This window comes from Pseudoclavibacter helvolus (genome assembly GCF_014191305.1).
GTDB classification, from domain to species: domain Bacteria; phylum Actinomycetota; class Actinomycetes; order Actinomycetales; family Microbacteriaceae; genus Pseudoclavibacter; species Pseudoclavibacter helvolus.
In genome coordinates this window covers 483,082-507,944 of sequence record NZ_JACHWJ010000001.1, presented here as the reverse complement: position 1 = coordinate 507,944, position 24,863 = coordinate 483,082, and the positions used below count along the sequence as shown (strand labels likewise).

Sequence of the window (24,863 nt, the reverse complement as noted above, 5' to 3'; positions counted from 1 at the left end):
TGTCGGCTAGGCCGTCGCCTCGAGCGGGTAGCGCAGAGTCGCGGCGACCTCAGCGCCGTCGACAAGATCACCTCGCCGCACGGCCCTCACCTTGGCGCCGTGCTTGAGGGCACGCGCGGCGACCTCGTCGACGATCGCGTACGTGTGCGGGCCAGGCACGTCGGCTCGCGTGAGCTTGCCGTGCTCGTCGAGCTCGCCTTCAAGGGTGGAGTCCATGTCGAAGTAGAGTTCGGCGATCGCGCCCTGCGAGGCGGCCTTCGCGACCTCGTTGATCGACGTCGTCGCATGCCCATTGCTTCGCTTGGTCCCGAACTCCTCCCGCCACGAGTTGATCTCGCCGCGGTAGTGGTCGTCGAGGATGCCCCTCGCCTTTGCGTCGAGCTCACCGGCAGCCAGCGAGCCCGGATGCGCGCCGATGCGCTGCTCGAGGAGCCCCTGGTACTCGTTCACGGCACGATAGGCGGTGTCGAAGTCTCCCGTCGCGGCGAGGATGAGCGGAGCGCCCGACTCTCGGAGGATCGGTATGACCTGCTCCTGCACGATCCGCGCGAAGCGCTCGTGGCCGATGCGGTCGCCCGTCGTTCCCTGCGCACGCTGCCGGTCGAAGCGCCCGCCCGTTGTCGCGTGCTCGAGCACCGAGGGGAGGTCGTCAGGGAGCCCCTCGATGGGGAGCTGGCGCGGCTTGGCGTCGGCGAGTACCTCGAAGAGCGTCACCTCTCCACGCGAGAGCCCGAGCACGAACCCGCAGTTGGGGAACGTCGTGGCGCGCAGGAGCGCGCCGACATCGAATCGATCGCCCACGGCGACGTGCTGACCGAGACGATTGGCGAGGCGGAAGGTGCGGAAGCGGTCGGGAGAGGCGAGGATGACGAGCGAGCGGGACTGCGCCCGCCAGAACTCGGGATCGGATTCGAGCTGCTTGGCAGGATCGAGGATCTTCGCGATCTGAGACTTGTCGAGACCGAGCTGCTCGAGTTCCTTCGCGGCCTGGCTCACTGCCGCGCGCAGCTCCAGTCGCAGGGCCTCCGACTCGTTCGGTGCGCTCGAGGCCGGGATGGCGATGCTGACGCTGCCCTCGCCCCGGTACTCGGTGAGTTCAAGCAGATCTTCATGGGTAGGAATATCACTTGGCAACATCTCTGCACGCTATTGATCCGGCCTGAGAGTTCGGTCATCGTGGTGCGCCTAGACTGACCTGGTTAGGCCCCTCCACACTCTTTGCACGGCTCAGGACGCAAATTACATCTATGACAGGTAACGCGACTACTCGCTTCCACAACGTCTCGCTGCTGTCGGTTGCGAGCCGCCTCCCGTCGAGGGCCACGGCTTCCTCCGACATCGAAGGCAAGCTCGCCGTCGGCTTGAGGCGGCTGAAGCTGCCAGGCAACCTCCTCGAACGTGTGGCTGGCGTCACAGAGCGAAGGAACTGGGCGGTAGGCGAGTCGTTCACCGAGGCGACCGTCGCCGCCGGCCAGGAAGCGCTCCGGCGAGCCGGGGTCGACGCGAGTGACGTTGGCCTCCTCATCAACACCTCCGTGACGCGGACGCACCTTGAGCCCTCCGTCGCAGTGCGCATGCACCACGGTCTTGGCATGCCGAGTTCCGCCGTCAACTTCGACATCGCGAACGCGTGTCTCGGTTTCGTGAACGGCATGACGCTCGCCGCGCAGATGATCGAGGCTGGCCAGATCCGCTACGCCATCATCGTCAACGGCGAGGACGCCGACGAGATCCAGGTCAACACCATCAACCGCCTCCTGCGCGACGACATCGGCCGCGAGGACTTCATGAGCGAGTTCGCGAGCCTCACGCTCGGCTCGGGAGCGGCTGCGGCCGTGCTCGGCCGCACCGACGAGCATCCGGAAGGCCACCAGATCCTGGGCGGCGTGACGCGGGCAGCCACGCAGTTCCACGAGCTGTGCGTGGGTAGCGTCCAGGGCATGTTCACCGACGCCAAAGCGCTGCTGCGCGGTGGCCTCGACCTCGTCGTCTCCGCCTGGAAAGAGGCCCAGACCGACTGGAACTGGTCGTCGATGGACCACTACATCACCCACCAGGTCTCCCGCGTGCACACAAACGCGATCGTGAAGGCAGTTGGGCTCGATTCGAAGCGCGTGCCGACGACGTACCCGACGCTCGGCAACGTGGGGCCGGCTTCCATCCCGATCACCCTCGACCTGCAGTCGAAGACCCTGAAGCGAGACGACCGCGTCCTGCTGATGGGCGTGGGCTCCGGCCTCAACACGGCCATGATGGAGCTCAAGTGGTGAGGTCGGCGACGCGCCCAGCGTCCGGCCTCCCCGGACTTCAAGAGCGGCTCAGCCGCATCGTCGAGACGCCGGGCGTCGGCGAGGACGCGGGATCCCGACGCGGCTCGCACCTCCTCGACACGGGGGCTGCGCTCTCGGAGCTCGGCATCGAGCCAGTCGGCACGATCCTCGCCGTGCACGGCAACCCCACGTGGTCCTACCTGTGGCGCTCGCTGGTCAACGAGTCGCTCGCTGCGGCCGAGGCCGGCGGAACGGCCTGGCGGGTCATCGCCGTCGACCAGCTGGACATGGGCTTCTCGGAGCGCACCGACGTGCGCCGCACGCTCGAGCAGCGCATCCTCGATCTCGGCGCGCTGACCGATGAGCTTGCCCTCAGCGGCCGGGTCGTCTCGCTCGGCCACGACTGGGGCGGCGTCGTCGCCCTTGGCTGGGCGGTCCGCCACCCCGAGCTGCTCTCCGCCGTCGCCTCGCTCAACACCGCCGTCGACCAGCCGAGCGACCTGCCCATTCCGGCGGCACTCCGCCTCGCGCGCTTCGGTCCGGTCCTCCGCGCCTCCACGTCGACGAGCCCGGCGTTCCTCAAGGCGACGCTCGCCCTCGCGAACCCTCCCCTCACCACCGAGGTCAAGGCCGCCTACTCCGCCCCGTACCTCGACCGGGCTTCTCGCCTCGGCATCGAGCAGTTCGTGGCCGACATTCCAGTCGACGAGGGCACGAGGAGCTACGACGCGCTCCAGGCTGTCTCCTCTGGCGTCGCCTCGCTCGAGGTCCCTGCACTGCTCCTCTGGGGCCCCCGCGACCCGATCTTCACCGACCTCTACCTCGGCGACCTCATGCGACGACTCCCCCACGCAGAGGTGCACCGCTTCGAGGGTGCAGGCCACCTCATCGCTGAGGACGTTCCCTACGCGGGCCACCTCCTTGCCTGGCTCGACGACGTCGCAGCCGGCAGCGCGCGCCGTCGCAACCAACCGACGCTCGGCGCCTCGACGGAGACGTCCGCGGAGCCAGCGCCGATGTGGGCAGCGCTCGACGAGCACAGGGATGACCCTGCCGTGGCCGCGCTCGAAATGGGCCGCGGGCCAGGCGGCCAGCCGCTCAAGGTCTCCTGGCGCCAGCTCGCGTCGCGCGTCGACGAGATCGCCGCGGGCCTGAGCGCCGTCGGCGTGCGCCGCGGCGACCGCGTCTCTCTGCTCGTCCAGCCCGGTGTCACGCTCACCGCCATCGTCTACGCGTGCCTGCGAATCGGGGCCGTCGTTGTCGTCGCGGATGCTGGCCTCGGCGTCAAGGGGCTCTCGCGAGCCGTCCGCGGCGCGTGGCCAGACGTCATCATCGGCCAGGTGCCTGGCTTGACGGCGGCGAAAGCGCTCGGCTGGCCTGGCCTCCGGATCAGCGCTCCGAGCATCCCGGCGAGCAGCCGCGCCGCGCTCGGCGTCGCGCACACGCTCGCCGAAGTCGCCGACCTTGGTCGCGGGGCCGCGCTCCCCGAGGCGCCCGGCCCTGAGGACCTCGCGGCAGTGCTCTTCACGTCGGGCTCCACCGGTCCGGCCAAGGGCGTCGTGTACACGCATCGTCAGCTGCAGGCCGTCAGGGATACGCTGCGCGACACCTACGGCGTAACGGCCGAGTCCGGCCTGGTCACGGGGTTCGCTCCGTTCGCCCTCCTCGGACCTGCCCTCGGAACCCGCTCGGTGACTCCTGACATGGATGTCACCTCCCCCCGCACGCTGACCGCGACCGCCGTCGCCGACGCGGTCGTGGCGGCGGATGCGCGCATCGTGTTCCTCTCGCCCGCCGCGATCCTCAACGTCGTCGCGACCCGTGACGCCCTCGACGCGTCGCAGCGCGAGGCTCTGGGCCGGGTCGAGACGTTCCTCTCGACCGGAGCCCCCATCGGCGCGAGGCTGCTCGAAGATGCGTGCGCGCTCATGCCGAACGCTGAAGCGCACACCCCGTACGGCATGACCGAGTGCCTGCTCGTGACGGACATCGACCGAGACGGCATCTCGTCCGCGGCGCTCGCGCCAGACGACGGCGTGTGCGTCGGAACCCCCATCGGCAGCAACGTCGTGCGCATCAGTGCGCTCGACGGCTCCGGCGCTGCGAACGGGGCCCCGTCGGACGAGCCCGGAGTACTCGGCGAGATCATCATCAGCGCCCCGCACCTCAAGGAGCGCTACGACAGGCTCGCGATGACTGACCGCGCGGCTGCGCGCAACCTGCCGCTGGACGACGTGGCGTCGGAGGGCCGCTGGCACCGCACCGGCGATGTCGGGCACCTCGACGCTGACGGCCGCCTCTGGGTCGAGGGCCGGCTCCCCCACGTCTTCGTGACGGTGGACGGCCCGCTCGCCCCTGTCGGCACCGAGCAGGACTTGGAGACGCTCCCCTGGGTCCGTCGCGCCGCCGTCGTCGGCGTGGGCCCCGCAGGGACCGCGCAGGCCGTTGCCGTGCTCGAAACCCGAGAGCCCGCCCGGGGCGTGCGCGTCGCCGAGGCGGCCCTCGCCGACGCCCTCCGCGCCTCCACGACGCAGCCGCTCGCGGCCGCCCTGATCGTGCCCGAACTCCCGACAGACATCAGGCACAACTCGAAGATCGACCGGTCTGCGCTCGCCAGCTGGGCTGAGCGTGCGCTGTCCGGGGAGCGGGTCTCGGCTCCGTGAGGGTCCTCGTCACCGGTGCGAGCGGCATGCTGGGGCGTGCCGTCGCAACGCAGCTACGCGACGAAGGCCACGAGGTCACGACGATGCAGCGCGGCGCCAGTGGAATCGACGGTGTGACGGATGCGCTCGGTTCGATCACCAACGGGGCCGCGGTCGCGCGTGCCGTCGCCGGAGCTGAAGGTGTGGTCCACCTTGCGGCGAAGGTGTCGCTGAGTGGCCAAGAGGCCGAGTTCGAAGCGGTCAACGTCGCCGGCACGAAACGACTCCTCGCGGAGGCCAGGGACGCTGGCGTCACGCGGTTCGTGATGGTCTCGTCTCCCTCGGTCGCGCACTTCGGTGCGGCCATCCACGGGGCAAGCGCCGACCCGGCCAGCCCCGAGCTCGCTCACGGAAGCTACGCGCGCACGAAGGCCAAGGCAGAGCTGCTGGCACTGGCAGCGGATGCGCCGGGCTTCGCCGTCGTGGCGGTGCGCCCCCACCTTGTCTGGGGGCCGGGCGACACGCAGCTCATCGCCCGCATCCTCGACCGCGCCACGAGGGGAACCCTTCCGTTGCTCGGCCGAGGGGCCGCCCTCATCGACTCCTGCTACGTCGACAACGGCGCTTCGGCGATTGCGGCGGCGCTCCGGCGCGCCCCTGCCGCTCACGGCAGCAGCTACGTCGTCACGAACGGCGAGCCCCGGACGGTGGCAGAGCTCATGGAGGGCATCTGCCGTGCAGGCGGCGCCCCACCGCCGCGCCTCCGTGTGCCTGCCGGCCTCGCGCGCGCCGCTGGGTCGATCATCGAAGGCGTGTGGCGCATCCGCCCCGGCCAGGATGAGCCGCCCATGACCAGATTCCTCGCCGAGCAGCTCTCGACGGCGCACTGGTTCGATCAGCGCCGCACACGACAAGACCTCGACTGGGAACCGTCGGTCTCGCTGGAGGAGGGTCTGCAGCGCCTCGCCGACCACACGGCGGCGGCCTCCGGCCAGCGAGGGGTCCGCTCGTAGCTCGGCTCGCGCCCGGCTAGTCGAGGAGTCCGCGCCGTTCGGCGGCGGCCACCGCCGAGCGACGATCGCTTGCGCCGAGCTTGCGGAACACGCTGCGCAGCTGCGCGCGCACGGTGTGCACGGAGACGAAGCGCTGGGCCGCGATCTGGGCGTTGGTCCAGTTCCTGCCGACGAGGCGCAGGACCTCGATCTCGGCGCTCGAGAGCTCCTCGCCGACCGTGGAGTCTGAGAGCGGTCTGGAATCGTTGGCCGAGACAACGAGCAGGCTGGCGATGCGCTTCGGCAGCTTGTCGTTGATGGAGAGCATGAGGGCGGCGTCGCTTGTTGTCGCGAAGCGCAGAGCGAACCTCGCGTTGCGATCGTCAAGGCACTGCGTGGCCGTGGTGGCGATGCGGTTCGCGGCCGCGTCCAGGTTGCCGAGACGCAGCATGGAGAGCGCCGCAAGCGTGCGGCCGATCGAAGCGAACCGTGGGGCGATCTTGTCATCCGCGAGGGAGGCCTCTGCGTGCACGAGGGCCTCGCCCGGACGCCCGTTGGCGAGCTCAACGAGCGCGCGCGAGAGGCTGATGTAGCAGTCGCCCTCGGCGCCGGCGTAGTCGGCCGCTTTCTGCGCGCGCACGCTCTGGCCACGCGTGATGTAGAAGGTCGTGGCGGCCAGGGTGAGCAGAGTCGACGGCAGCCCGTCGCGCCAGGATGCTGCGCTCAGCTCGAGCAGCTCGTCGACCTCAGCGATCGGGTCCTCGTCGCCGACGAGGGCCTCCATGAGGATGCGGACGCTCGCCCCGGTGTCGTGAGGGAGCACGGCGCGCGGAAGGTCGCGCAGCTGTCTCGCGAGGTCGCGCGCGGTCGCCTCCTCGCCATTGTCGAGCAGGTCGAAGCAATCGGCGAAGCCGGGCAGGCTTCCTCCCGTGAGCTTGTCGGAGTCGGTCTGCCGCACTCCGCAGATGACACCGATAATCTCGATGTGCCTGAGCGCGTCGCGGTCGGTGCGGTTGTAGCTCTCGCCGTGCTCGGCGGCTATCTCTGCGAGCTCGAGGGCGAAGGGCAGGTCGTCGGCGAGGGTCGCCGCCCAGATCAGCACGAGGCAGTCGGCTGCGAAGCGCCCTCTGGCGATAGGCGAACTATAGAGGGCGCCGAGCAGCTTCCCCTCAGCGTCGCGGATGAGGGTCTTGGCGTCTCGGAGGCAGCGCTCGGCAGCTACCCGGTCTCCGCCGAAAGCGGTTGCGAGCGAGTGACTCGTGACCTGCGAGAACAGACCAACGGGGTCGCTCGCAGCGATCCTCGTCGTCGCGATGCTGGACTCGCGGAGGCTGTGGAGCACACCCCTCGTCGAGCCGAAGCGACGCCACCGGAAGAGCGCGATGAGGAGGTGCGTGCTCACGAGGCGCGTGAGAACGCTGGCCGGGGCCTGCAACATCTCCTCGACGGTCTCCCGTGGGGCGTATTCGTAGATGGTCCTGAAGTGACGCTGGGCGATCGACTCGACTTCGCCCCAGGTGCGGGCGCGGAGAGCGAGGAAGAGCCTCTGCATGACGTTTCCCTCACCAAGGAAGGAAGCAACAGCTCGCGCGGCGAGTGCCCTGACTTCCTGGGGCGAGCGCTCGGCACTGAGGCGCCCGAAGGTGTCGGCGTGCCAGACGAACTCCACGTCGAGTGAGATCGGGTTGATCTCCGTCGTGCCGTAGGGGGACGACGCGAGCTGGTCGAACCAGTGGTCTCCGGTGATCTCTGGGGCGAGGAGGTGGAGGTCCTCCCTCGTGAAGCGGCGCAGGACGCTCATGGCGCGCATCATCCGCACGCCGTCGACCCGTTCGAGCTCGACTGGATCGAAGCGACGCAGCTCCTGCAGGGTTATCGCGGCGCTTGAGGTGCCACTCACGACGGACCACCCTTCCGCGTTGGCACCGGCTCGGAACCGTTCGAGGGCGATGCGGGTGGTCAGCGGGTGGCCAGCGAGCACGTCGAGAAGTTGCATCCGCAGGGCTGCCGGCGCGCCTGGCTCGTTAAGCGCGAGGACTTCGCTGATCTCGGAGGCGTCGAAGGCAAGCTCACGGGGCAGGATGACGACGCCGTTCCTTCCGAGCGTGTACGCCCAGTCCGGCATGGACAGCGAGGAGATGAAGAAGCGCACGCCGCTGGGCTCGCGGTTCGCTTCGGCAGCGGTGCCGGTGTTGGAGTTGGTGTCCGTGTCGGTGTCAGCGCCGGTGCCAGCGTCGGTGCCAGCGTCAGAGGGGAGGCTGACGAGTTTGACCTGCTCCCAGAGCTCGTCATCCTGCGCGACGATGACGTCGTCGAAGAACACCGCGAGACGCTGGGGGTCGCTGCCGTCCGCAAGATCGGCGAGGACCCGCTGCAACTCCGATCGCGAGGCGCACCAGCGGATCGCTTCTCCCGTTGCCTCGAGCTTGCCCTGCATCTGTCGCAGGAGCGTGGTCCGACCGCTTCCTGGCATGCCGACGACGAACGTCATGGCATGCCCGTCCAACGCGAGGCTCGAAAGCCGGCTGCGGTCGGCGATTTGCCACGGCTCTCCCACGCGTTGGTCGCCGCTGAGCGTGCTGCTGGACATCGTTCTTCTCTCCTGCTGATTCTCAGCGCCAGGCGCTGCAGACTCCCCCCCCCAGAGTCCTGCGCGCTACCGAAAGTCGCCCTCCGGCGTCGCGCCTCCCTCTCACGATACGGTTTTGGGGACAAACGCGTTGTATATGTTCACCCCTCAATTTGGTCGGTACACCGCATTCCATTAATCCGTGGGTCTTTTCTTGCCCCATTTCTCCTATTTCCGACTGAGAGCCACGGGAACGACCATGAATTCACCGGACATTTCGGACCGAGGCGTCGGTTGACGGGAGCTTCCGCTCGGGCGTGTCCCCGCAGGACCTCGCCTCCTTGGCCGCAGCCGGGACAATCAGATGCCGAGCACTGACTTGGCGATCGAGAAGTAGACGATGAGCCCTGTCGCGTCGCAGAACGTCGAGATGAAGGGCGTCGAGAAGACAGCAGGATCCACCTGAATAGACTTCGCGACCAGCGGCATGACACCGCCTACGGTCGCTGAAATGGTGCACACCGAGAGCAAGGTGAGGCCGATGACCGTGCCGATGCCGACGCCGTAGAAGATCGTCGCGACGGCGAAGGCGACGGCCCCGAGAGTGACCCCGAGCACAACTCCGGTCCTCAGCTCCTTGAGGGCAACTGGCCCTGCGTTCCTCGGCCGCACCTCCCCCATGGCCAGGGCCCTCGTGACGGTCGTCGCGGCCTGCGACCCTGTGTTGCCGCCGATGCCGGTGAGGAGCGGGATGAACAGCGCGAGGGCTACCTGCTGCTCGAGAGTGGCCTCGAAGAGCTCAAGGACGCTCACCGTCAGGATGGCAGAGACGGCGAGTACGAACAGCCAGACGATACGCGATCGCACGACGGCGAGGACCGGGGTCGTCAGGTAGGGGCGTCTCAGCGGCTCGGAGGCCCCCGCGTGTGCCTCGTCCTCGTCACGCGCGGCCTCGACCATGCGGTGGGCGTCGTCCCCCGTCAGCAGCCCGAGCAGTCGGTTCTCGCTGTCCACGATGGGCATGGCGAGCACGCCTCTATCGACGAGGGTGCGCGCCGTCACCTCCGCATCGTCATCGGCGTGCGCGTAGAGGGCGGTCGCCATGTGCTCCTCGACCGTCCCGTCGGGGGACGCGAAGAAGAGCTCCCGAAGGCTCACGACGCCGAGCAGGTGTCGACCGTCATCGATGACGGGGATCGTCTCGGCGTCTCCGCCCCGCTCCTGGATGCGCTCGAGCGCGACCCCGACACGCTCCTGCGGGTACACGTGGACGTAGTCGGGAGTCATGCGCCTGCCGACGGAACCGACCGGGTAGCCGAGGATCACGGCGGTCTCGCCGCGTTCATCCGCCGGCAGCTCCTGCACGAGCCGTTTCGCGATCTTCGCCGGGAGCTCATCCATCAGGGCGACCCTGTCGTCGGGGTCGAGCTCGGCGAAGACCCGCGCAACGTCGGCGTCGGAGAGCTACGCGACGACCTCTCGCTGCGCGGGCGCGTCCATCCGCTCGAAGACGGTCATGGCCTCGTCCTTTGGCAGCAGGCGGAAGGCGACCCCAGCCTCGCGCGCCGGGAGCCGCTCGAGCAGGACCGCGACGTCGGGCACCGGGGCGCTCACCAGTGCTGTCGCGGCCGCGCTCAGGTCGCCGCGCGAGAGGTGGTTGCTGACGAGTTCGACGAGATCGTCCAGGAAGTGGATGGGGGGCATGAGGGAATGCAAGCACACTCAAGCGTCCAGGTCGTGGCCCGCGCCGCGACGCCTCGCCACGAACCCAGGTTCGCTCGCTGCGGAACGCACTTTGCTCGCTACCATCTGGCATGCATGAAAAAATCCGCGTTCGCGGCGCTCGTGAAAACAACCTCAAGGGCGTCGACGTCGACATCCCCAAGCGCAAGCTGACGGTCTTTACCGGCGTGTCCGGTTCCGGCAAGAGCTCACTCGTGTTCGGGACGATCGCGGCCGAATCCCAGCGCCTCATCAACGAGACCTACACGGCCTTCGTGCAGTCGTTCATGCCGAGCCTCGCGAGGCCGGACGTCGAGGTGCTCGAGGGGCTGAGCGCCTCCATCGTCGTCGACCAGGACCGCATGGGCTCGAATGCGCGATCGACGGTCGGCACGGCCACCGACGCGCACACGATGCTGCGCATCATCTTCTCCAGACTCGGGACCCCGTCCGCCGGCCCCGCAGGCCACTTCAGCTTCAACCTCGCCGAGGGCATGTGCCCGCGCTGCGAGGGGATCGGCCGTGTCACGGACCTCGACCTCGACGAGGTCTTCGACCGTTCGAAGTCCCTCAACGAGGGTGCCATCACGATCCCCGGCTACAAGGTCGACGGCTGGATGGTGCGCGGCTACTCGGAGGCCCCGTTCCTCGACGGCGACAAGAAGATCGCGGATTACTCCGACGAAGAGCTGCAGGACTTCCTCTACAAGGAAGCCACGAAGGTCCACGTGCCCGCCCTCAACATGAACATGACCTACGAGGGGCTCATCCCTCGCATCCAGAAGTCGATCCTGTCGAAGGACCCGGAGGCGGTTCAGCCGGCGATCCGCGGATTCATGGACCGCGCTGTCACCTTCACGGCGTGCCCAGACTGCGAGGGAACCCGTCTCAACCAGGCGGCGCGCGCCTGCCGCATCGACGGAAAGAACATCGCTGACTGCTCGTCGATGCAGATCAGCGACCTCGCCGTCTTCATGTCGAGCGTGCAGGACCCGCAGGTCGCGCCTGCCATCGCGACGCTCCAGGAAACGCTCGACTCGCTCGTGAACATCGGCCTCGGCTACCTTAGCCTCGACCGCGAGTCAGGCAGCCTCTCCGGTGGGGAGGCGCAGCGCGTGAAGATGGTGCGCCACCTCGGCTCGAGCCTCACCGACATCACCTACGTGTTCGACGAGCCGACGGTCGGGCTCCACCCGCACGACATCCAGCGGATGAACGAGCTGCTCCTGCGGCTGCGCGACAAGGGCAACACTGTGCTCGTCGTCGAGCACAAGCCGGAGACGATCGCGATTGCCGACCACGTCGTGGACCTCGGCCCCCGCGCGGGCTCTGGCGGCGGTGAGCTGCAGTTCGAGGGCGCTGTCGAGGGCCTGCGGGCCTCCGGCACGCTCACTGGCAAGCACCTCGACGACAGGGTCTCGCTGAAAGCGGAGACGCGCGCGTCGAAGTCGAGCCTCGAGGTGCGCGGGGCGACTCGCCACAACCTCAAGGACGTCGACGTCGATATCCCGCTCGGCGTCCTGACGGTCGTGACCGGGGTGGCGGGTTCCGGGAAGAGCTCGCTCATCCACGGGTCCGTCCCGAAGTCGGCGAACGTGATCGTCGTCGATCAGACGGCGATCCGCGGCTCGCGGCGCAGCACGCCTGCCACCTACACGGGGGTGCTGGATGCGATCCGTGCCGCTTTCGCGAAGGCCAACGGTGTCAAGCCCGGCCTGTTCAGCGCGAACTCCTCCGGGGCTTGCCCGAAGTGCAACGGTCTCGGCGTCATCTTCACTGACCTCGCGATGATGGCCGCGGTCTCCACGGTCTGCGAGGAGTGCGAGGGCAAGCGCTTCCAGGCGGAGGTGCTCGCCTACACGCTCGACGGGAAGAACATCAGCGAGGTGCTCTCGATGTCGATCGCGGAGGCGCACAAGTTCTTCTCGACGGGCCCGGCCAACAAGGTGCTCGCGCGCCTCGTCGACGTTGGGCTCGGCTACCTCGGGCTCGGGCAGCCGCTCACGACCCTCTCTGGCGGCGAGCGCCAGCGGCTCAAGCTCGCGATCCACATGGCCGAGAAGGGCGGCATCTACGTGCTCGACGAGCCGACGACGGGCTTGCACCTCGCGGACGTCCGGCAGCTGCTCTCGCTGCTCGACAGGCTCGTCGAGTCCGGCAAGTCGGTCATCGTCATCGAGCACCACCAGGCAGTCATGGCGCACGCGGACTGGATCATCGACATCGGCCCTGGGGCAGGGCACGACGGCGGGTCGGTCGTCTTCGAGGGCACACCGGCACAGCTCGTCGCCGACTCCTCGACCCTCACGGGCCAGCACCTGGCGAGCTACGTGGGCGCGTAGCTCGGGCCGCCTCAGCTGACGAGCCCAGCGAGCTCGCTCTCCAGGTTGCGTCTCGCTCGCGTCTCCCAGTCTTCTGGGACTGCCGGCGAGACGAAGAGGCGCGGCGATGCCAGAAGCGTGTTGAGCACGGAGGCCCGGCCGAGGCGCCACTGCTCGTCCGGCACGTGGGCGTAGTCGCGCCTGACGAGGGCCACGTAGCGGGCGTAGCCGTCCTCGGAGCGGGCGAGGACGGCGAGGTCGGCATCCATGAGCAGCTCGCCTGCCCGGTCGCCCGCTTCGACCCGGTGGTCGATCGTGGCGAGTACGAGCCGCTCGACGTCGGCCACGAGGGCCGGGTCGACGCCGAGAGAGCCGAGGCGCTCCACGGCGAGGGCAGCGCTGGCTCGCTCGTCCTCGCCCGCGACGCCCTCGTAGACGGCGTCGTGGAACCACGCGCCGAGCCTGGCCGTGAGGAGCTCTCGCTCGCTCAGCGGCGATTCGATCTCGGATGCTCGGAGCCGCATGATGTCGATGGCATCGAGCACCGAGAGCAGGTGGGTGGCGTCGTGGTAGTGCCGGGGAGGGGCCGACCAGGCGTCGAGGAGGTCGTCACGGAGCGCATCCGTCGCCAGGGTCTCGCCCGTCACCTCTGGCGCGCTGCCGGACGCGGGAAGGTCGAGTTCGGCCCAGCGGCGAAGCAGCGTCAGTCGGGCGCGCTTCGGGCGATCGCGAGCAGGTACGCGCACTCCCCCTGCGACGAGGCGCCGCACGAGTTCCGACCCTGCAACGGGCGTTGCGCCGAGGGCCACGAGCTCGGCGTACTGCTCTGCGGGGACGTCGTAGTGGTCGACGTCGAAGGCGCGGCTCCGAATGCCGGCTCGGGCGGCGAACTCGTGCAGCTCCTCGACGGCCGAGTCAGACACGAGGTGCGAGAACATCGTGCCGTGCGCGGGCCAGACGGGTGGATCGATCAGGATGACCATCCGTGAAGAATACGTCGAGGGAGACTGCGACTACCATTGCCACATGGTCTCCCGTGTCAAAGGTGCAGTTGTCCGTGGCAAGAACGAACCGGTGTCGATTGAGACGGTGCTGGTTCCCGATCCGGGGCCAGGCGAAGCCGTGGTCGACATCATCACGAGTGGCGTCTGCCACACCGATCTTCACTACCAGCAGGGCGGGATCAGCGACGACTTCCCGTTCCTGCTCGGCCACGAGGCCACGGGCCGCGTCTCCGCGATCGGTGAAGGCGTGACCGAAATCGAGGTCGGAGACAGGGTCATCCTGAACTGGCGCGCGGTCTGCGGGGAGTGCCGGGCCTGCGCCAAGGGGCAGCCTCAGTACTGCTTCAACACACACAATGCGACCCAGAAGATGACGCTGGAGGACGGCACGGAGCTCTCCCCCGCGCTCGGCATCGGCGCGTTCATCGAGAAGACGCTCGTGGCGGCTGGCCAGTGCACCAAGGTCGACGAGGAGTCGGACGCGGCGGCGGTCGGCCTCCTCGGTTGCGGTGTCATGGCGGGCATCGGCGCGGCCATCAACACCGGCGAGGTACAGCGCGGCGAGTCCGTCGCGGTCATCGGGTGCGGCGGGGTCGGCATGGCCGCCATCGCCGGGGCGGCCCTTGCCGGGGCAACGACGATCATTGCCGTCGACATCGACGCCGCGAAGCTCGAGCGTGCGGCGCACTTCGGCGCGACACACACGATCAACTCCCGAGAAGAGGATGTCGTCGAGGGCGTTCGGGCCCTCACGGGTGGGTTCGGAGCCGACGTCGTCATCGAGGCCGTCGGGCGTCCCGAGACGTACAAGCAGGCGTTCTACGCTCGCGACCTCGCGGGTCGGGTCGTGCTCGTGGGCGTGCCGACTCCTGAGGTGACGCTCGAGCTGCCACTCCTCGACGTCTTCGGTCGCGGCGGCTCGCTCAAGTCGTCCTGGTACGGCGACTGCCTCCCCAGCCGCGACTTCCCGATGCTCGTCGAGCAGTACCGCCTCGGCAGGCTGGACCTTGACGCCTTCGTCTCGGAGCGCATCGGAATCAACGACATCGAGGCTTCGTTCGCGCGGATGAAGGACGGCACCGTTCTCCGATCGGTGGTGGAACTATGAGCGGCTACGGCAAGGTGCGCATCGACCGCATCGTGACGAGCGGCACGTTCTCGCTCGACGGGGGCACGTGGGACGTCGACAACAACGTGTACCTCGTCGGCGACGACGAGGACGTCGTGGTGATCGACCCGGCGCACGACGCGCAGGCAGTTCGGGACGCTGTCGGGAGCCGCCGGGTTCGCCGGGTGCTCCTGACCCACGGGCACGATGACCACATCGCGGCGGCGCAGGAGTTCGCGACCCTCGTGAACGCGCCCGTCGCGCTGCACGGCGCTGACCGGATGCTCTGGGATGCGGTCCACCCTGACGTGGCGCCCGACATCGAGCTCGCGGACGACGACCGCATCGTGATCGACGAGATCGACCTGCAGGTGCTCCACACGCCGGGGCACTCCCCTGGATCGGTGTGCTTCTACGCGCCGGCTCTCGGAACGCTCTTCAGCGGTGACACGCTCTTCAGCGGTGGACCCGGCGCCACGGGACGAAGCTTCAGCGACTTCGGGACGATCATCCAGTCGATCTCGGAGCGCCTGCTCACCCTGCCGGCTGAGACGACCGTGCTCACGGGTCACGGCGACGCGACGACGATCGGCGCGGAAGCGCCGCACCTCGAGGAGTGGATCGCGCGTGGCCACTGAGCGCGCTGAAGGCGCTGATACCGCTGTAGCTTCTGAGGGCGCGGAGGTCTCGACGACGTTCGATGTCATCGTGATCGGTGCCGGGCCGGTGGGCGAGAACGTCGCGGACCGCACGGTGAAGGGCGGGCTCAGCACGCTCATCGTCGAGAAGGAGCTCGTCGGCGGCGAGTGCTCGTATTGGGCGTGCATACCGTCGAAGGCGCTCCTGCGCAGCGGTTCGGCGCTTCGGGCGGCTCGCGTGGTCCCTGGTGCCCGAGAGGCCGCGACTGGCGACCTGGACGTCGCGGCGGTTCTCGCTCGACGCGACTCGTACGTTTCCAACTGGAGCGACGAGGGACAGGTGAAGTGGCTTTCGGGCGCGGGCATCGACCTGGTCCGCGGGCACGCCCGTATCTCTGGCGATCGAGAGGTGACGGTGGGCGACACGAGGTACACGGCGAGGGTCGCAGTTGTCGTGGCAACAGGTTCCGCCGCGCTCCTTCCCGACATCCCTGGGCTCGCGGCCGCCGCCCCGTGGACAAGCCGTGAGGCGACGGCTGTCAAGACGATCCCCGAATCGATCACGATCATCGGAGGCGGCGTCGTCGCTGTCGAGATCGCGACCGCGTACACGGATCTCGGCGCGAAGGTCACGCTCGTCGCGAGGAGCCGCGTGCTCGGCGGGTTCGAGCAGTTCGCCGGCGAGGCCGTCGCGAAGGCGCTCAGCTCTCGCGGTGCGACGATCATCACGGGTGCCTCCCCGTCGAGCGTCGCCCGCGACGAGGCTGGCCGGGTCACGGTGACGCTCGACGACGACCGCGTACTCCAAAGTGAGGAGCTTCTGGTCGCTACGGGCCGAGTCCCGCGTACCGAGGATCTCGGGCTCGAGGTCGCCGGGCTTGAGCCCGCCTCCTGGATCGACGTGGACGACACGATGCTCGCGCGCGGCAGCGACTGGCTGTACGCGGCGGGCGACGTCAATCATCGCGCGCTGCTGACGCACCAGGGGAAGTACCAGGCGAGGGCGGCGGGCGATGCGATCGCTGCACGCGCTGCGGGACGCACCCTCGACGACGGACCGTGGGGAGCCCATGTCGCGACGGCCGACCACTCGGCGGTGCCGCAGCTCGTCTATTCGGATCCAGAGGTCGCGGCGGTCGGTTTGACGACCGCGGCGGCGGAGAAGCTGGGCCTGCGGGTGCGTTCGGTCGATGTTCCGATCGGCAACGTGTCCGGCGCTTCGCTGCACGCGGAGGGCTACGAGGGCACGGCACGGATGATCGTGGACGAGGACCGCGGCGTTGTTGTCGGGTTCACGATGGTGGGCCCCGACGTGGGAGAGCTGCTGCATGCGGCAACGATCGCTGTGGTCGGCGAGGTGCCACTCACTCGGCTCTGGCACGCGGTGCCGTCATTCCCGACGATGAGCGAGTTGTGGTTGCGCCTGCTCGAGGCCTACGGGCGGCCCGACTAGGAGCGAAGCTTCGGGGCCGGCGCGCGAGCAGCGATCGCCGGCCCCTTGCGCATGACGGCCGGCCGACTGGCGCCCGCACCCCCGAACCGGGGCTGACGCGTCGGTGAAGGCCTCACCTTCAACGGTCGGGTCGCGCTCGATGGTCGGGTCGCGCTCGACGGTCGGGACGCGCTCGACGGTCGGGACGCGCTCGACGGTCGGGCTCAGGCGTGGGCGCCGGTGAACACGTCGCGCACGGTGGGTGCGTTCGGATCGTGCGTGACGATCTCGACGAGGTCGCCGGCTGCTATCTTGCCGGTCTTCGCGACGCTCAGGTAGGCGCCGACGCGGCCTGCCGTGCTGAAGCGCTTGACCCAGCCGCGCTCATCCGCTCCCCCGACCCATCTGGCGAAGGTCTGGCAGGGGACGCGCGGGGCGGTCACGACGAGTTCCACGACGCGGGACGAACCCGCGGCGTTCGGGTCGCCCACTCGGAGGGTGTCGCCGATGTGGAGCTCGTTGACATCGAGGCCGTCGATGCGCAGGTTCTCACCGAAGAAGCCGGGCGCGAGTGGGCGGCCGAGTTCGCCGGCCCAATACTCGGCGTCGGACTGCGAGTAGGCGTAGACGGCCTGGTCGAGGCCGCCGTGGTGCTTCCGGTCGGCTTGCACGTCGCCGTAGACCCCGTAGCGCCCCACTTTGACTGCGCCCTCGATGGGGCGCTTGTCGATGGCGGTGACACCGACGCTGCCGGGGTCGTGGCGGAGCTGCGCGACTGCGCAGATGGCGAGCAGTTTGGCCAAGGCTGGCTCAGTCGGCGCGCTTGGCGTTCTTGGCGTGCAGTGCTACGACGCGGGTGTTCTCTTCCCGAACCTTCGCCTGTACGCCTCGCTCGTGGGAGAGCCAGGAGGGGGCCTGCTCGAGGAGCTCTTGGATCTGTGCCGTCGTCAGAGCTTCGGTGACGCCGCCCCTGGCCAGGCCGGAGTTGGTGATGCCTAGCTTGCGGGCGACGATGTCGCGCGGGTGGGGGCCGGTCCGGCGCAGCTCCTGGAGCCATTCCGGCGGCGTTTCCTGCAGTTCGAGGAAGGCGCTTCGGCTGAGCGGGGTCTCCTGGAAGGCTTCGGGGGTGGCCGGCAGGTAGATGCCGAGCTTCTTTGCGGCGGTTGCCGGCTTCATCGTCTGTTCCGACCCGCGGTCCGCGGCGGTCTGGTCCTCTGATTCACTCATTTGAGCATCGTACCCAGTAGCCTTGCGGGCATGGAGACTCCGACGCACCTCACGGTCGCTCTCGCCCCCGGCATCAACCCACGCAAGTGGTCTCGAGTGTGGGAGGAGCGGCGAGCTGAGACGCCACTGGAGTTCGCGACGCTGCACGCTGCCGAGGCCCGCCAGCTCGTTCTCGACGACGGCGCGCAGGTCGCGTTCGTGCGACACCCCTTCGAGCTCGAGGGCTTGAACGCGATCGATCTCTTCGCCGAGGACGTTGTGGCCGTGGTCGCGGTGGAGTCGGATCTCGACATCGACGAGCCTTTGCGGCTCGAGGAGCTTGACGACTGGCAGTTGGTGCTCGCGGCTTGGACTCCCGACTGGGCAGAGGCTGCGGAACGTCTGGGGCTCGACTCCGGTGCGTCGGCTATGACTACTGATCCGGCGGATGCGATGGAGCTCGTCGCCGGAGGCGCGGGGGTTGCGATCGTGCCGCAGTCGGTGGCGAGGCAGCATGCGCGCAAGGACGTCACATACCGGGTCATCAGCGACCTCCCCCGAGTGCCCGTGTCGATCGTCTGGGCCGCTGAGGATGACCGTCTCGACACGGAAGAGTTTGTCGGCATCGTTCGAGGACGGACCGCTGGAAGCTCTCGGGGACGAACCGGGGCGAAGTCGGCTGCGCTGCAGCGCGAGGAACAGCAGGCGCTCGCCGAGGCTGAGCGTCGTGTCAAGGAACAGCAGCAGAAGAAGGCAACCGCCAAGCGGATCGGCACGTCGTCTGGCACGAGTCGCGGAGCCCAGTTGGCCGCAAAGCGCGCCAAGGCGGGCGGCTCAGGCGGGAAGCGCAAGCGCCGATAGGCCCATCCACCCGGCAGAAACCCGGCTCACACGCCGCATCGGAGCCAGTAGTCCTCGTTTGGTGAGATCTCGTTCGATGGGATCTCGTTCGGTGGGATCTCGTTCGGTGGGCTCTCGATCGGTGGGCTCTCGATCGGTGGGCTCTCGATCGGTGGGCTCTCGATCGGTGGGCTCTCGATCGGTGGGCTCTCGATCGGTGGGCTCTCGATCGGTGGGCTCTCGATCGGTGGGCTCTCGATCGGTGGGATCTCGATCGGTGGGATCTCGATCGATGGGATCTCGATCGATGGGATCTCGATCGGCCAGATCTTGATCGGTGGGATCTCGATCGGCTAGATCTCGATCGGTGGGATCTCGATCGATGGGATCTCGATCGGCCAGATCTTGATCGGCCAGATCTTGATCGGTGGGATCTCGATCGGTGATCCGGTTCGGCGAGATCCCGATCAACCAGACCTCGCGCGACGCGCAGCATTCCCGGGCAGCTTGGCCGTGCCGCCGCTTGTCCGTCCACCTCGACGGTGCGCCCCGGGCCCTCCGCCGCACGCCCTGCCGATTTGCGTCGCCGGGCGTCTCCGTCCGGCCTCGCGCAGCGTCCTCGGACGTTTCCGTACGCCATCGCGCAGCGTCGTCGCACGTTGCCGCTCGGCATCACCCAGCGTTGTCGGATGCTCCCGTAGAGCCTCGCCGGGGGCCGGGCATCGCCTGCGCTCCGCGACGGTCCGGCCTCGGTCAGAACGGAGCGTCATCTGCAGCCGACCTCTTCGAAGGCTCAACGGCGGGCGGGCTCGCCCCACTACTCCAGGACGATGGCTCCAATGGCCCGAGATTTTCGTCGTTGGGTGTGAAGTGGACGTCGTGGTGTTCGGGTCGGTCGGTGATGATTTTGCCGCTTGGGGTGCGGAGTTGCATGACGCCGCCGGGAGTTGGGTGGCGGTCCAGGCGGTGGCGTGATTCATGACGTGGTGGTGTCTGCAGAGGCGAGGCTGTCGCACGAATCCGGCCATGAGTTCGCAACCCTCGATTATTCGCGTGGTTTGTTGGATAATTAGTGGCTCTTCGCAGATGAGGGTGTAGTCAGGATGCGCGCGGCGATTGGTGGATAGGGGTCGAGGTCTTCCAGGATGGAAGTTCCTACGCTGTCCACCGGAAAGACCTCGACGTGTTCCACGCTACCTTTGCCGCGCCCGATCTGACTACCTTCTGTCGCCTTGACGAGCTCGGCCTGCAAGCTGTCGGGCAGCGCCTGGAGCCGGATCGGGCGGTGATCGAGTGCCGGGCCGTTGAGGCTGATCCGTGGTGTCGGGGGGTGCGGCGCCGAGGGCGTCATTCGGGATACGGTGATTCGTTGTCTTGCGCATGAGCCGTTCGGTCACCGGCCCACGACGCTGCAGGTTCGGGTTCGTCGATACCGGTGTGATCATTGCAAGCGCACCTGGCGGCAGGACATGTCGAAGGCATCGTCGCCGCGGACGAAGATCTCCCGAAGCGGGGTGCGGTGGGCGTTGGAAGCTCTCGTGGTCGACCATCTCACCGTCTCTCGTGCCGCCGCCGGGCTTGGGGTGTCCTGGCATACCGCGAACAGCGCGATCCTCGCCGAAGGCAAGCGACGTCTAATCGATGACCCTCACCGTTTCGACGGCGTGAGCACCATCGGTGTCGACGAGCATGTCTGGCGTCACACGCGCAAGGGCGACAAATACGTCACGGTCATCATCGACCTCACCCCCGTGCGGGACAAGACCGGCCCCGCGCGACTGCTGGACATGGTCGAGGGACGCTCGAAGGCAGTGTTCAAGCAGTGGCTCGCGCAGCGGCCGAAACAGTGGCGAGATCGGATCGAGGTCGTCGCGATGGACGGGTTCAGCGGCTTCAAGACCGCCGCCGCCGAAGAGCTGCCCGACGCGGTCCCCGTGATGGATCCGTTCCACGTCGTCCGCCTCGCCGGCGACGGGCTGGATCGGTGCCGGCAACGCGTTCAGCAGGCCACGCTCGGGCATCGAGGCCGTTCGGGCGACCCGCTCTACAAGGCCCGCCGCACCCTGCACACCGGCGACAGCCTCCTCACCGACAAGCAACGCGCACGCCTTCAAGCACTATTCACCGGTGATGATCATGTTGAGGTTGAAGCGACCTGGGGAATCTACCAGCGCATCGTTGCCGCCTACCGTGAACCGGACAAGACCAAGGGCAAGCAGATGATGCAGGCCGTCATCGACGCCGTCACCAGCGGTGTTCCCACCGCGCTGATCGAGATCCGCCGCCTCGGCCGAACGTTGAAACAGCGCGCCGCTGACGTGCTCGCTTACTTCGACCGCCCCGGCACCAGCAACGGCCCCACGGAGGCGATCAACGGTCGCCTCGAACACCTCAGAGGCTCAGCGCTCGGCTTCCGAAACCTGACGAACTATGTTGCCAGATCGCTACTCGAAGCCGGAGGATTCAGATCCCACCTACACCCTCGATTGCGATGAGCCAACCCGGCTCATCGCGTTTGAGAGTGTAGGAGTGGGGTAGCGCGTCTTTGCGCTGGTAGAGGTCGGGGTCTCCCAGGATGGAAGTTCCTACACACCCATCCGAGAGACCTCGACATGCGTAACGCTACCCTCCAGTCGCCGAACCTCACGACCTTCTGCCGTCTTGACGACCTCGGGCTGGAGGTGACCGGGCAGCTCGTGACGCACGAGCGAACGGTCCTCATGTGCCGGGTCGTTGAGGCCGATGACTGGTGTCACCGCTGCGGCAGCCAGGGGAGGCTGAGAGACTCGGTGACGCGCAGGCTCGCGCACGAACCTTCCGGATGGCGACCTACTGTGCTCCTGCTCCAGGTGCGCCGCTACCGGTGCGAGCACTGCAAGCACGTTTGGCGGCAAGACACGACCGCCGCGGCCGCACCTCGCGCGAAGCTCTCCCGAGCCGCGCTGCGATGGAGTCTGGTCTCGCTCGTGTGTCAGCATCTCTCGGTCGCGCGAGTCGCTGAAGCGCTTGATGTGTCTTGGGACGCCGCGAACCGCGCCGTCCTGGCCGAAGGGCATCGCTTGCTCATCGACGATGAGCGCCGTTTCGAGCACGTCACCACGATCGGGGTCGATGAGCATGTCTGGAGACACACGCGACACGGAGACAAGTACGTGACCGTGATCATCGACCTCACCCCGATCCGCGCCAAGACAGGCCCATCCCGCCTTCTGGACATGGTCGAGGGCAGATCGAAGGCCGTGTTCCGGGACTGGCTCGAAGCCCGCCCCGACGCATGGCGCACCGGTGTCGAGATCGTCGCGATGGACGGGTTCACGGGCTTCAAGTCCGCCGCGGTCGAACAGCTCCCAGACGCGGTCGAGGTCCTCGATCCGTTCCATGTCGTGAAGCTGGCCGGTGACGCCCTCGATACCTGCCGGCAGCGAGTCCAGCAAGCAACGACCGGACACCGCGGCCGCACGAGCGACCCGCTCTACGGCGTCAGGCGAGCGTTGCGCACCGGGACGACGCTCCTCACTGAGCGTCAGATCGGGCGTCTCGAGAGCGTGTTCGCGAACCCCGAGCATGCCGAGGTCGAGGCTGTCTGGACGATCTATCAACGCGTGATCACTGCCTATCGAGAACCCCGGAAGCAGCTCGGGAAGACCGCGCTGCGCGCCGTGATCAATGCGCTCGCCGAGGCTACCGCGAAGACGGTCCCGGAGCTGGCAACGCTCGGCACCACGTTCAAGCGCCGGGCCGCCGACATCCTCGCGTTCTTCGATCATCCCGGGAGCAGCAACGGCCCGACCGAGGCCATTAACGGGCGCCTCGAGCACCTCCGCGGTATCGCGCTCGGCTTCCGGAACCTGACCCACTACATCGCAAGATCACTCCTCGAGACCGGAGGATTCAGGCCCTATCTACACTCTCAAACGCGATGAGCCGACAACCCAGCCCCCGTGAGGACCCGCAGCTGCTCCTCGCTGAGCTTCCCGTCACCGAGCGCGTCCACGAGGCCGGGGAACTCGCGCACCGCGATACCCGCGTCCGACAACGCGCCCTCGGCCGCCGACTGCCCGATCTGCTCGATCAACGCGACCTCCGCCGCGACCGACTGCACATGCATGGCGTGCTCCGTGGTGCCCTCCAACGCATCCAGCACCGACGCCATCTCAGCCAACTTCGCCCGCACCCGCACCTGATCCGCAGCCACCGCTGCCGCCATGACAGCAAGGTGCGCATCCCAATCCAACAGGAACTCTCGCCACACCACGACCGACGCCGGGTCGTGAGGATCAAGCCCCAAAACCTTCAGCGGTTCACCATCGTCGTCGAAGTCGTTCATGACCACAGCTTGGACCGGACCACCGACAATCCACGTCCACGTCGCAGCAAGCCAAGAAAAACCCAGATCCTTAGGCGTGTCTCGCTGGTCCGCCCCTACCTTCGTGCGCGTCGATTCCCGGTGGTAGGTTCAGATTCTCGAACAAGGAGGTTCGGTCATGCGCAAGGTCACCTACTCCCTCGCCCTCACGCTGGACGGCTACATCAAGGATGAGGACGGCCACTTCGACTGGGGTGACCCAAGCGAGGAAGTCTTCCGTCTGGCGACCGATGAGGTCCGCGGCGCCGACGTGCATCTCATGGGCCGGCGCCTCTACGAGACGATGGTCTACTGGGAGCCGGGTGCCGAGGAGCAGGACTGGGGCGAACTCGAGCTCGGGTTCGCCGAGCTCTGGCGTGCCCTCCCGAAGGTCGTCTTCTCGAACTCAATCTCGGAGGTCGTGGGCAATACCCGACTCGCGGGAGCCAGCCTCGCCGACGAGATCGCGCAACTGAAGGCCGAACCTGGCGATGGCACAATCGCGATCGGCGGCGCCGAGCTCGCTCATCAAGTGGCCGATCTGGACTTGATCGACGAGTACTTACTCCGCGTCTGCCCCGTGCTCGTCGGCGGCGGCACCCCGTTCTTCTCGCGTAACAACCGACGCACGAAGCTCCAGCTGCTCGACTCCCGCACGTTCGAGTCCGGCGTCGTGCATCTCCGCTACGGCGTCATTCGATAGGCGAGCCAAGCGGCGGCGGCTAGGCCTCCCGGGACCAGCCGATCGACGGAGCGATGTGCTCGGCGATCGTTGCGAGCATGCGGGTGTTGTACGCCACGCCAAGTTGATTCGGCACCGTCAGAAGCAGCGTGTCGGCCGATTGGACGGCCGCGTCTGCCGCAAGCTCTTCGGCGATGCGGTCGGGCGTGCCCTGATAGGTGCGCCCGAATCTGGAGCGCATACCTTCCAGCATGCCGACCTGGTCCCCCTCGCTCCCGCCGCGCCCGCCGAAGTAGGTGACGTCTTCGTCGGTTGTGATCGGAATGACGCTTCGGCTCACGGATACCCGCGGTTCTCGTGCGTGGCCGGCGGCCGCCCACGCATCACGGAAGCCCTGGATCTGCTCGGCCTGCAGCTGGTCGAACGGCACACCGGTGTCCTCAGTGAGCAGCGTCGAACTCATGAGGTTCATGCCCTGCTCCGCCACCCAAACTGCGCTCGCGCGGCTCCCTGAACCCCACCAGATTCGGTCGTCGAGCCCCTGAGACTGCGGCTGGATAGGAAGCGGAGCTGTGGACCCCGTCATCTGCGGGTTGCCCGCTACGAGTCCGGCACCGTTGATGGCTGCGCGGAAGAGCTCGGTTTTGGCGCGCGCCAGCTCGTCGTCGGTCTTGCCCTCGGGCGGGGTGAACCCGAACGCATGAGCACCGTCCTGGGCCGGCTCGGGTGACCCACGGCTCAGGCCGAGCTGCAGTCGCCCCACACCACCGGAGTGCGCACTGATGAGGTCGGCCGCGGCCGCCTCTTCTGCCATGTACAGCGGGTTCTCGTAGCGCATATCGATGACGCCCGTGCCGATTTCGATGCGACTCGTCCGAGCCCCGACCGCTGCTAGCAGCGGGAACGGCGCGGCGAGCTGCCGCGCGAAGTGGTGGACCCGGTAGTAGGCGCCGTCGATGCCCAGCTCCTCGGCGGCGACGGCCAGCTCGATCGACTGCACAAGCGCGTCACCTCCGGTACGTGTTCCCGACTGCGGAGACGGGTGCCAGTGACCGAACGAGAGGAAGCCGATTTTCTTGCGCATGCATGTCA

At 67.9% G+C, this 24,863-nt stretch carries 17 protein-coding genes and 2 pseudogenes; 11 read left to right on the top strand and 8 right to left on the bottom strand.

Features of this window, described 5'->3' with window-relative positions; all coding sequences use genetic code 11:
• Positions 1 to 6 precede the first annotated feature (6 nt).
• The gene (locus FHX72_RS02310) at positions 7 to 1,137 is read right to left on the bottom strand and encodes a baeRF11 domain-containing protein (protein WP_183622808.1); all 1,131 of its coding nucleotides are present in this window, start codon (positions 1,135 to 1,137) and stop codon (positions 7 to 9) included.
• 110 nt (positions 1,138 to 1,247) lie between these two features.
• Here FHX72_RS02310 and FHX72_RS02305 point away from each other — a divergent pair, with 110 nt between their 5' ends.
• The 3 genes from FHX72_RS02305 to FHX72_RS02295 are packed head-to-tail and all read left to right on the top strand — an operon-like array spanning position 1,248 to position 5,925.
• Positions 1,248 to 2,270, top strand: a complete 1,023-nt coding sequence (locus FHX72_RS02305; RefSeq protein WP_183622806.1) for a 3-oxoacyl-ACP synthase III — start codon at positions 1,248 to 1,250, stop codon at positions 2,268 to 2,270.
• Positions 2,264 to 4,933 (top strand): alpha/beta fold hydrolase, encoded by a 2,670-nt coding sequence (locus FHX72_RS02300; RefSeq protein WP_183622804.1) that lies wholly within the window; start codon positions 2,264 to 2,266, stop codon positions 4,931 to 4,933. Before FHX72_RS02305 ends, FHX72_RS02300 begins: the two co-directional genes overlap by 7 nt.
• Positions 4,930 to 5,925: an NAD-dependent epimerase/dehydratase family protein gene (locus tag FHX72_RS02295; RefSeq protein WP_183622802.1), complete on the top strand. Its 996-nt coding sequence runs from the start codon at positions 4,930 to 4,932 to the stop codon at positions 5,923 to 5,925. Before FHX72_RS02300 ends, FHX72_RS02295 begins: the two co-directional genes overlap by 4 nt.
• Before the next feature lie 16 nt (positions 5,926 to 5,941).
• Here FHX72_RS02295 and FHX72_RS02290 read toward each other — a convergent pair whose 3' ends face one another.
• Positions 5,942 to 8,494 (bottom strand): helix-turn-helix transcriptional regulator, encoded by a 2,553-nt coding sequence (locus FHX72_RS02290; RefSeq protein ID WP_183622800.1) that lies wholly within the window; start codon positions 8,492 to 8,494, stop codon positions 5,942 to 5,944.
• 339 nt (positions 8,495 to 8,833) lie between these two features.
• Positions 8,834 to 10,177 (bottom strand): annotated as a pseudogene (gene mgtE / locus FHX72_RS02285) (magnesium transporter).
• A 110-nt stretch (positions 10,178 to 10,287) separates the two neighbouring features.
• On the opposite strand from mgtE, the gene FHX72_RS02280 reads away from it, so the two are divergent.
• Positions 10,288 to 12,537, top strand: a complete 2,250-nt coding sequence (locus tag FHX72_RS02280) for an ATP-binding cassette domain-containing protein (RefSeq protein WP_183622798.1) — start codon at positions 10,288 to 10,290, stop codon at positions 12,535 to 12,537.
• A gap of 11 nt (positions 12,538 to 12,548) precedes the next feature.
• Here the strand turns inward: FHX72_RS02280 and FHX72_RS02275 are convergent, their stop codons facing one another.
• Positions 12,549 to 13,499, bottom strand: coding sequence for a DUF4031 domain-containing protein (locus FHX72_RS02275; RefSeq protein ID WP_183622796.1), 951 nt, complete (start codon positions 13,497 to 13,499; stop codon positions 12,549 to 12,551).
• 43 nt (positions 13,500 to 13,542) lie between these two features.
• Between FHX72_RS02275 and FHX72_RS02270 the strand changes: the two genes are divergently transcribed.
• The 3 genes from FHX72_RS02270 to FHX72_RS02260 all read left to right on the top strand — a co-directional run bounded on the left by FHX72_RS02270 (position 13,543) and on the right by FHX72_RS02260 (position 16,719).
• The gene (locus FHX72_RS02270; RefSeq protein WP_068478192.1) at positions 13,543 to 14,628 is read left to right on the top strand and encodes an S-(hydroxymethyl)mycothiol dehydrogenase; all 1,086 of its coding nucleotides are present in this window, start codon (positions 13,543 to 13,545) and stop codon (positions 14,626 to 14,628) included.
• Positions 14,625 to 15,266, top strand: a complete 642-nt coding sequence (locus tag FHX72_RS02265) for an MBL fold metallo-hydrolase (protein ID WP_183622794.1) — start codon at positions 14,625 to 14,627, stop codon at positions 15,264 to 15,266. Before FHX72_RS02270 ends, FHX72_RS02265 begins: the two co-directional genes overlap by 4 nt.
• A 67-nt stretch (positions 15,267 to 15,333) precedes the next feature.
• The gene (locus tag FHX72_RS02260) at positions 15,334 to 16,719 is read left to right on the top strand and encodes a dihydrolipoyl dehydrogenase family protein (RefSeq protein ID WP_338110069.1); all 1,386 of its coding nucleotides are present in this window, start codon (positions 15,334 to 15,336) and stop codon (positions 16,717 to 16,719) included.
• A 203-nt stretch (positions 16,720 to 16,922) separates the two neighbouring features.
• Here FHX72_RS02260 and FHX72_RS02255 read toward each other — a convergent pair whose 3' ends face one another.
• Both FHX72_RS02255 and FHX72_RS02250 read right to left on the bottom strand, forming a co-directional pair.
• Positions 16,923 to 17,501, bottom strand: coding sequence for an MOSC domain-containing protein (locus tag FHX72_RS02255; RefSeq protein ID WP_068478190.1), 579 nt, complete (start codon positions 17,499 to 17,501; stop codon positions 16,923 to 16,925).
• Positions 17,502 to 17,508: 7 nt separating this feature from the next.
• Positions 17,509 to 17,925 carry a DUF5997 family protein gene (locus FHX72_RS02250; protein ID WP_244963964.1) on the bottom strand — a complete coding sequence of 139 codons (417 nt, stop codon included), beginning with the start codon at positions 17,923 to 17,925 and terminating at the stop codon, positions 17,509 to 17,511.
• Positions 17,926 to 17,955: 30 nt separating this feature from the next.
• On the opposite strand from FHX72_RS02250, the gene FHX72_RS02245 reads away from it, so the two are divergent.
• The 3 genes and pseudogenes from FHX72_RS02245 (at position 17,956) to FHX72_RS02235 (ending at position 22,667) form a co-directional block, all read left to right on the top strand.
• Positions 17,956 to 18,765 carry a substrate-binding domain-containing protein gene (locus FHX72_RS02245; RefSeq protein ID WP_183622790.1) on the top strand — a complete coding sequence of 270 codons (810 nt, stop codon included), beginning with the start codon at positions 17,956 to 17,958 and terminating at the stop codon, positions 18,763 to 18,765.
• A gap of 1,162 nt (positions 18,766 to 19,927) precedes the next feature.
• A pseudogene (locus FHX72_RS02240) lies at positions 19,928 to 21,239 on the top strand (ISL3 family transposase).
• A gap of 117 nt (positions 21,240 to 21,356) precedes the next feature.
• A complete protein-coding gene (locus tag FHX72_RS02235) occupies positions 21,357 to 22,667 on the top strand; it encodes an ISL3 family transposase (protein ID WP_183622788.1) in 1,311 nt (436 codons plus the stop codon).
• Here the strand turns inward: FHX72_RS02235 and FHX72_RS02230 are convergent.
• On the bottom strand, positions 22,655 to 23,071 hold the full coding sequence (locus FHX72_RS02230) for a hypothetical protein (protein ID WP_183622786.1): 417 nt from the start codon (positions 23,069 to 23,071) through the stop codon (positions 22,655 to 22,657). The two genes, FHX72_RS02235 and FHX72_RS02230, sit on opposite strands and share 13 nt — an antisense overlap.
• A 157-nt stretch (positions 23,072 to 23,228) precedes the next feature.
• On the opposite strand from FHX72_RS02230, the gene FHX72_RS02225 reads away from it, so the two are divergent.
• Complete coding sequence (locus FHX72_RS02225; protein WP_068478184.1) at positions 23,229 to 23,792, top strand: dihydrofolate reductase family protein; 564 nt, start codon at positions 23,229 to 23,231, stop codon at positions 23,790 to 23,792.
• 19 nt (positions 23,793 to 23,811) lie between these two features.
• On the opposite strand, the gene FHX72_RS02220 is transcribed toward FHX72_RS02225, so the two are convergent.
• Complete coding sequence (locus FHX72_RS02220) at positions 23,812 to 24,855, bottom strand: LLM class flavin-dependent oxidoreductase (protein ID WP_183622784.1); 1,044 nt, start codon at positions 24,853 to 24,855, stop codon at positions 23,812 to 23,814.
• Positions 24,856 to 24,863 lie beyond the last annotated feature (8 nt).

Bases quoted from the DNA above. Each gene is read 5' to 3' on its own strand.
- FHX72_RS02310 (WP_183622808.1), bottom strand. From the start codon at position 1,137: ATGTTGCCAAGTGATATTCCTACCCATGAAGATCTGCTTGAACTCACC.
- FHX72_RS02305 (WP_183622806.1), top strand. From the start codon at position 1,248: ATGACAGGTAACGCGACTACTCGCTTCCACAACGTCTCGCTGCTGTCG.
- FHX72_RS02290 (WP_183622800.1), bottom strand. From the start codon at position 8,494: ATGTCCAGCAGCACGCTCAGCGGCGACCAACGCGTGGGAGAGCCGTGG.
- FHX72_RS02280 (WP_183622798.1), top strand. From the start codon at position 10,288: ATGCATGAAAAAATCCGCGTTCGCGGCGCTCGTGAAAACAACCTCAAG.
- FHX72_RS02275 (WP_183622796.1), bottom strand. From the start codon at position 13,499: ATGGTCATCCTGATCGATCCACCCGTCTGGCCCGCGCACGGCACGATG.
- FHX72_RS02270 (WP_068478192.1), top strand. From the start codon at position 13,543: ATGGTCTCCCGTGTCAAAGGTGCAGTTGTCCGTGGCAAGAACGAACCG.
- FHX72_RS02265 (WP_183622794.1), top strand. From the start codon at position 14,625: ATGAGCGGCTACGGCAAGGTGCGCATCGACCGCATCGTGACGAGCGGC.
- FHX72_RS02250 (WP_244963964.1), bottom strand. From the start codon at position 17,925: ATGAGTGAATCAGAGGACCAGACCGCCGCGGACCGCGGGTCGGAACAG.
- FHX72_RS02245 (WP_183622790.1), top strand. From the start codon at position 17,956: ATGGAGACTCCGACGCACCTCACGGTCGCTCTCGCCCCCGGCATCAAC.
- FHX72_RS02235 (WP_183622788.1), top strand. From the start codon at position 21,357: ATGCGTAACGCTACCCTCCAGTCGCCGAACCTCACGACCTTCTGCCGT.
- FHX72_RS02230 (WP_183622786.1), bottom strand. From the start codon at position 23,071: ATGAACGACTTCGACGACGATGGTGAACCGCTGAAGGTTTTGGGGCTT.
- FHX72_RS02225 (WP_068478184.1), top strand. From the start codon at position 23,229: ATGCGCAAGGTCACCTACTCCCTCGCCCTCACGCTGGACGGCTACATC.
- FHX72_RS02220 (WP_183622784.1), bottom strand. From the start codon at position 24,855: ATGCGCAAGAAAATCGGCTTCCTCTCGTTCGGTCACTGGCACCCGTCT.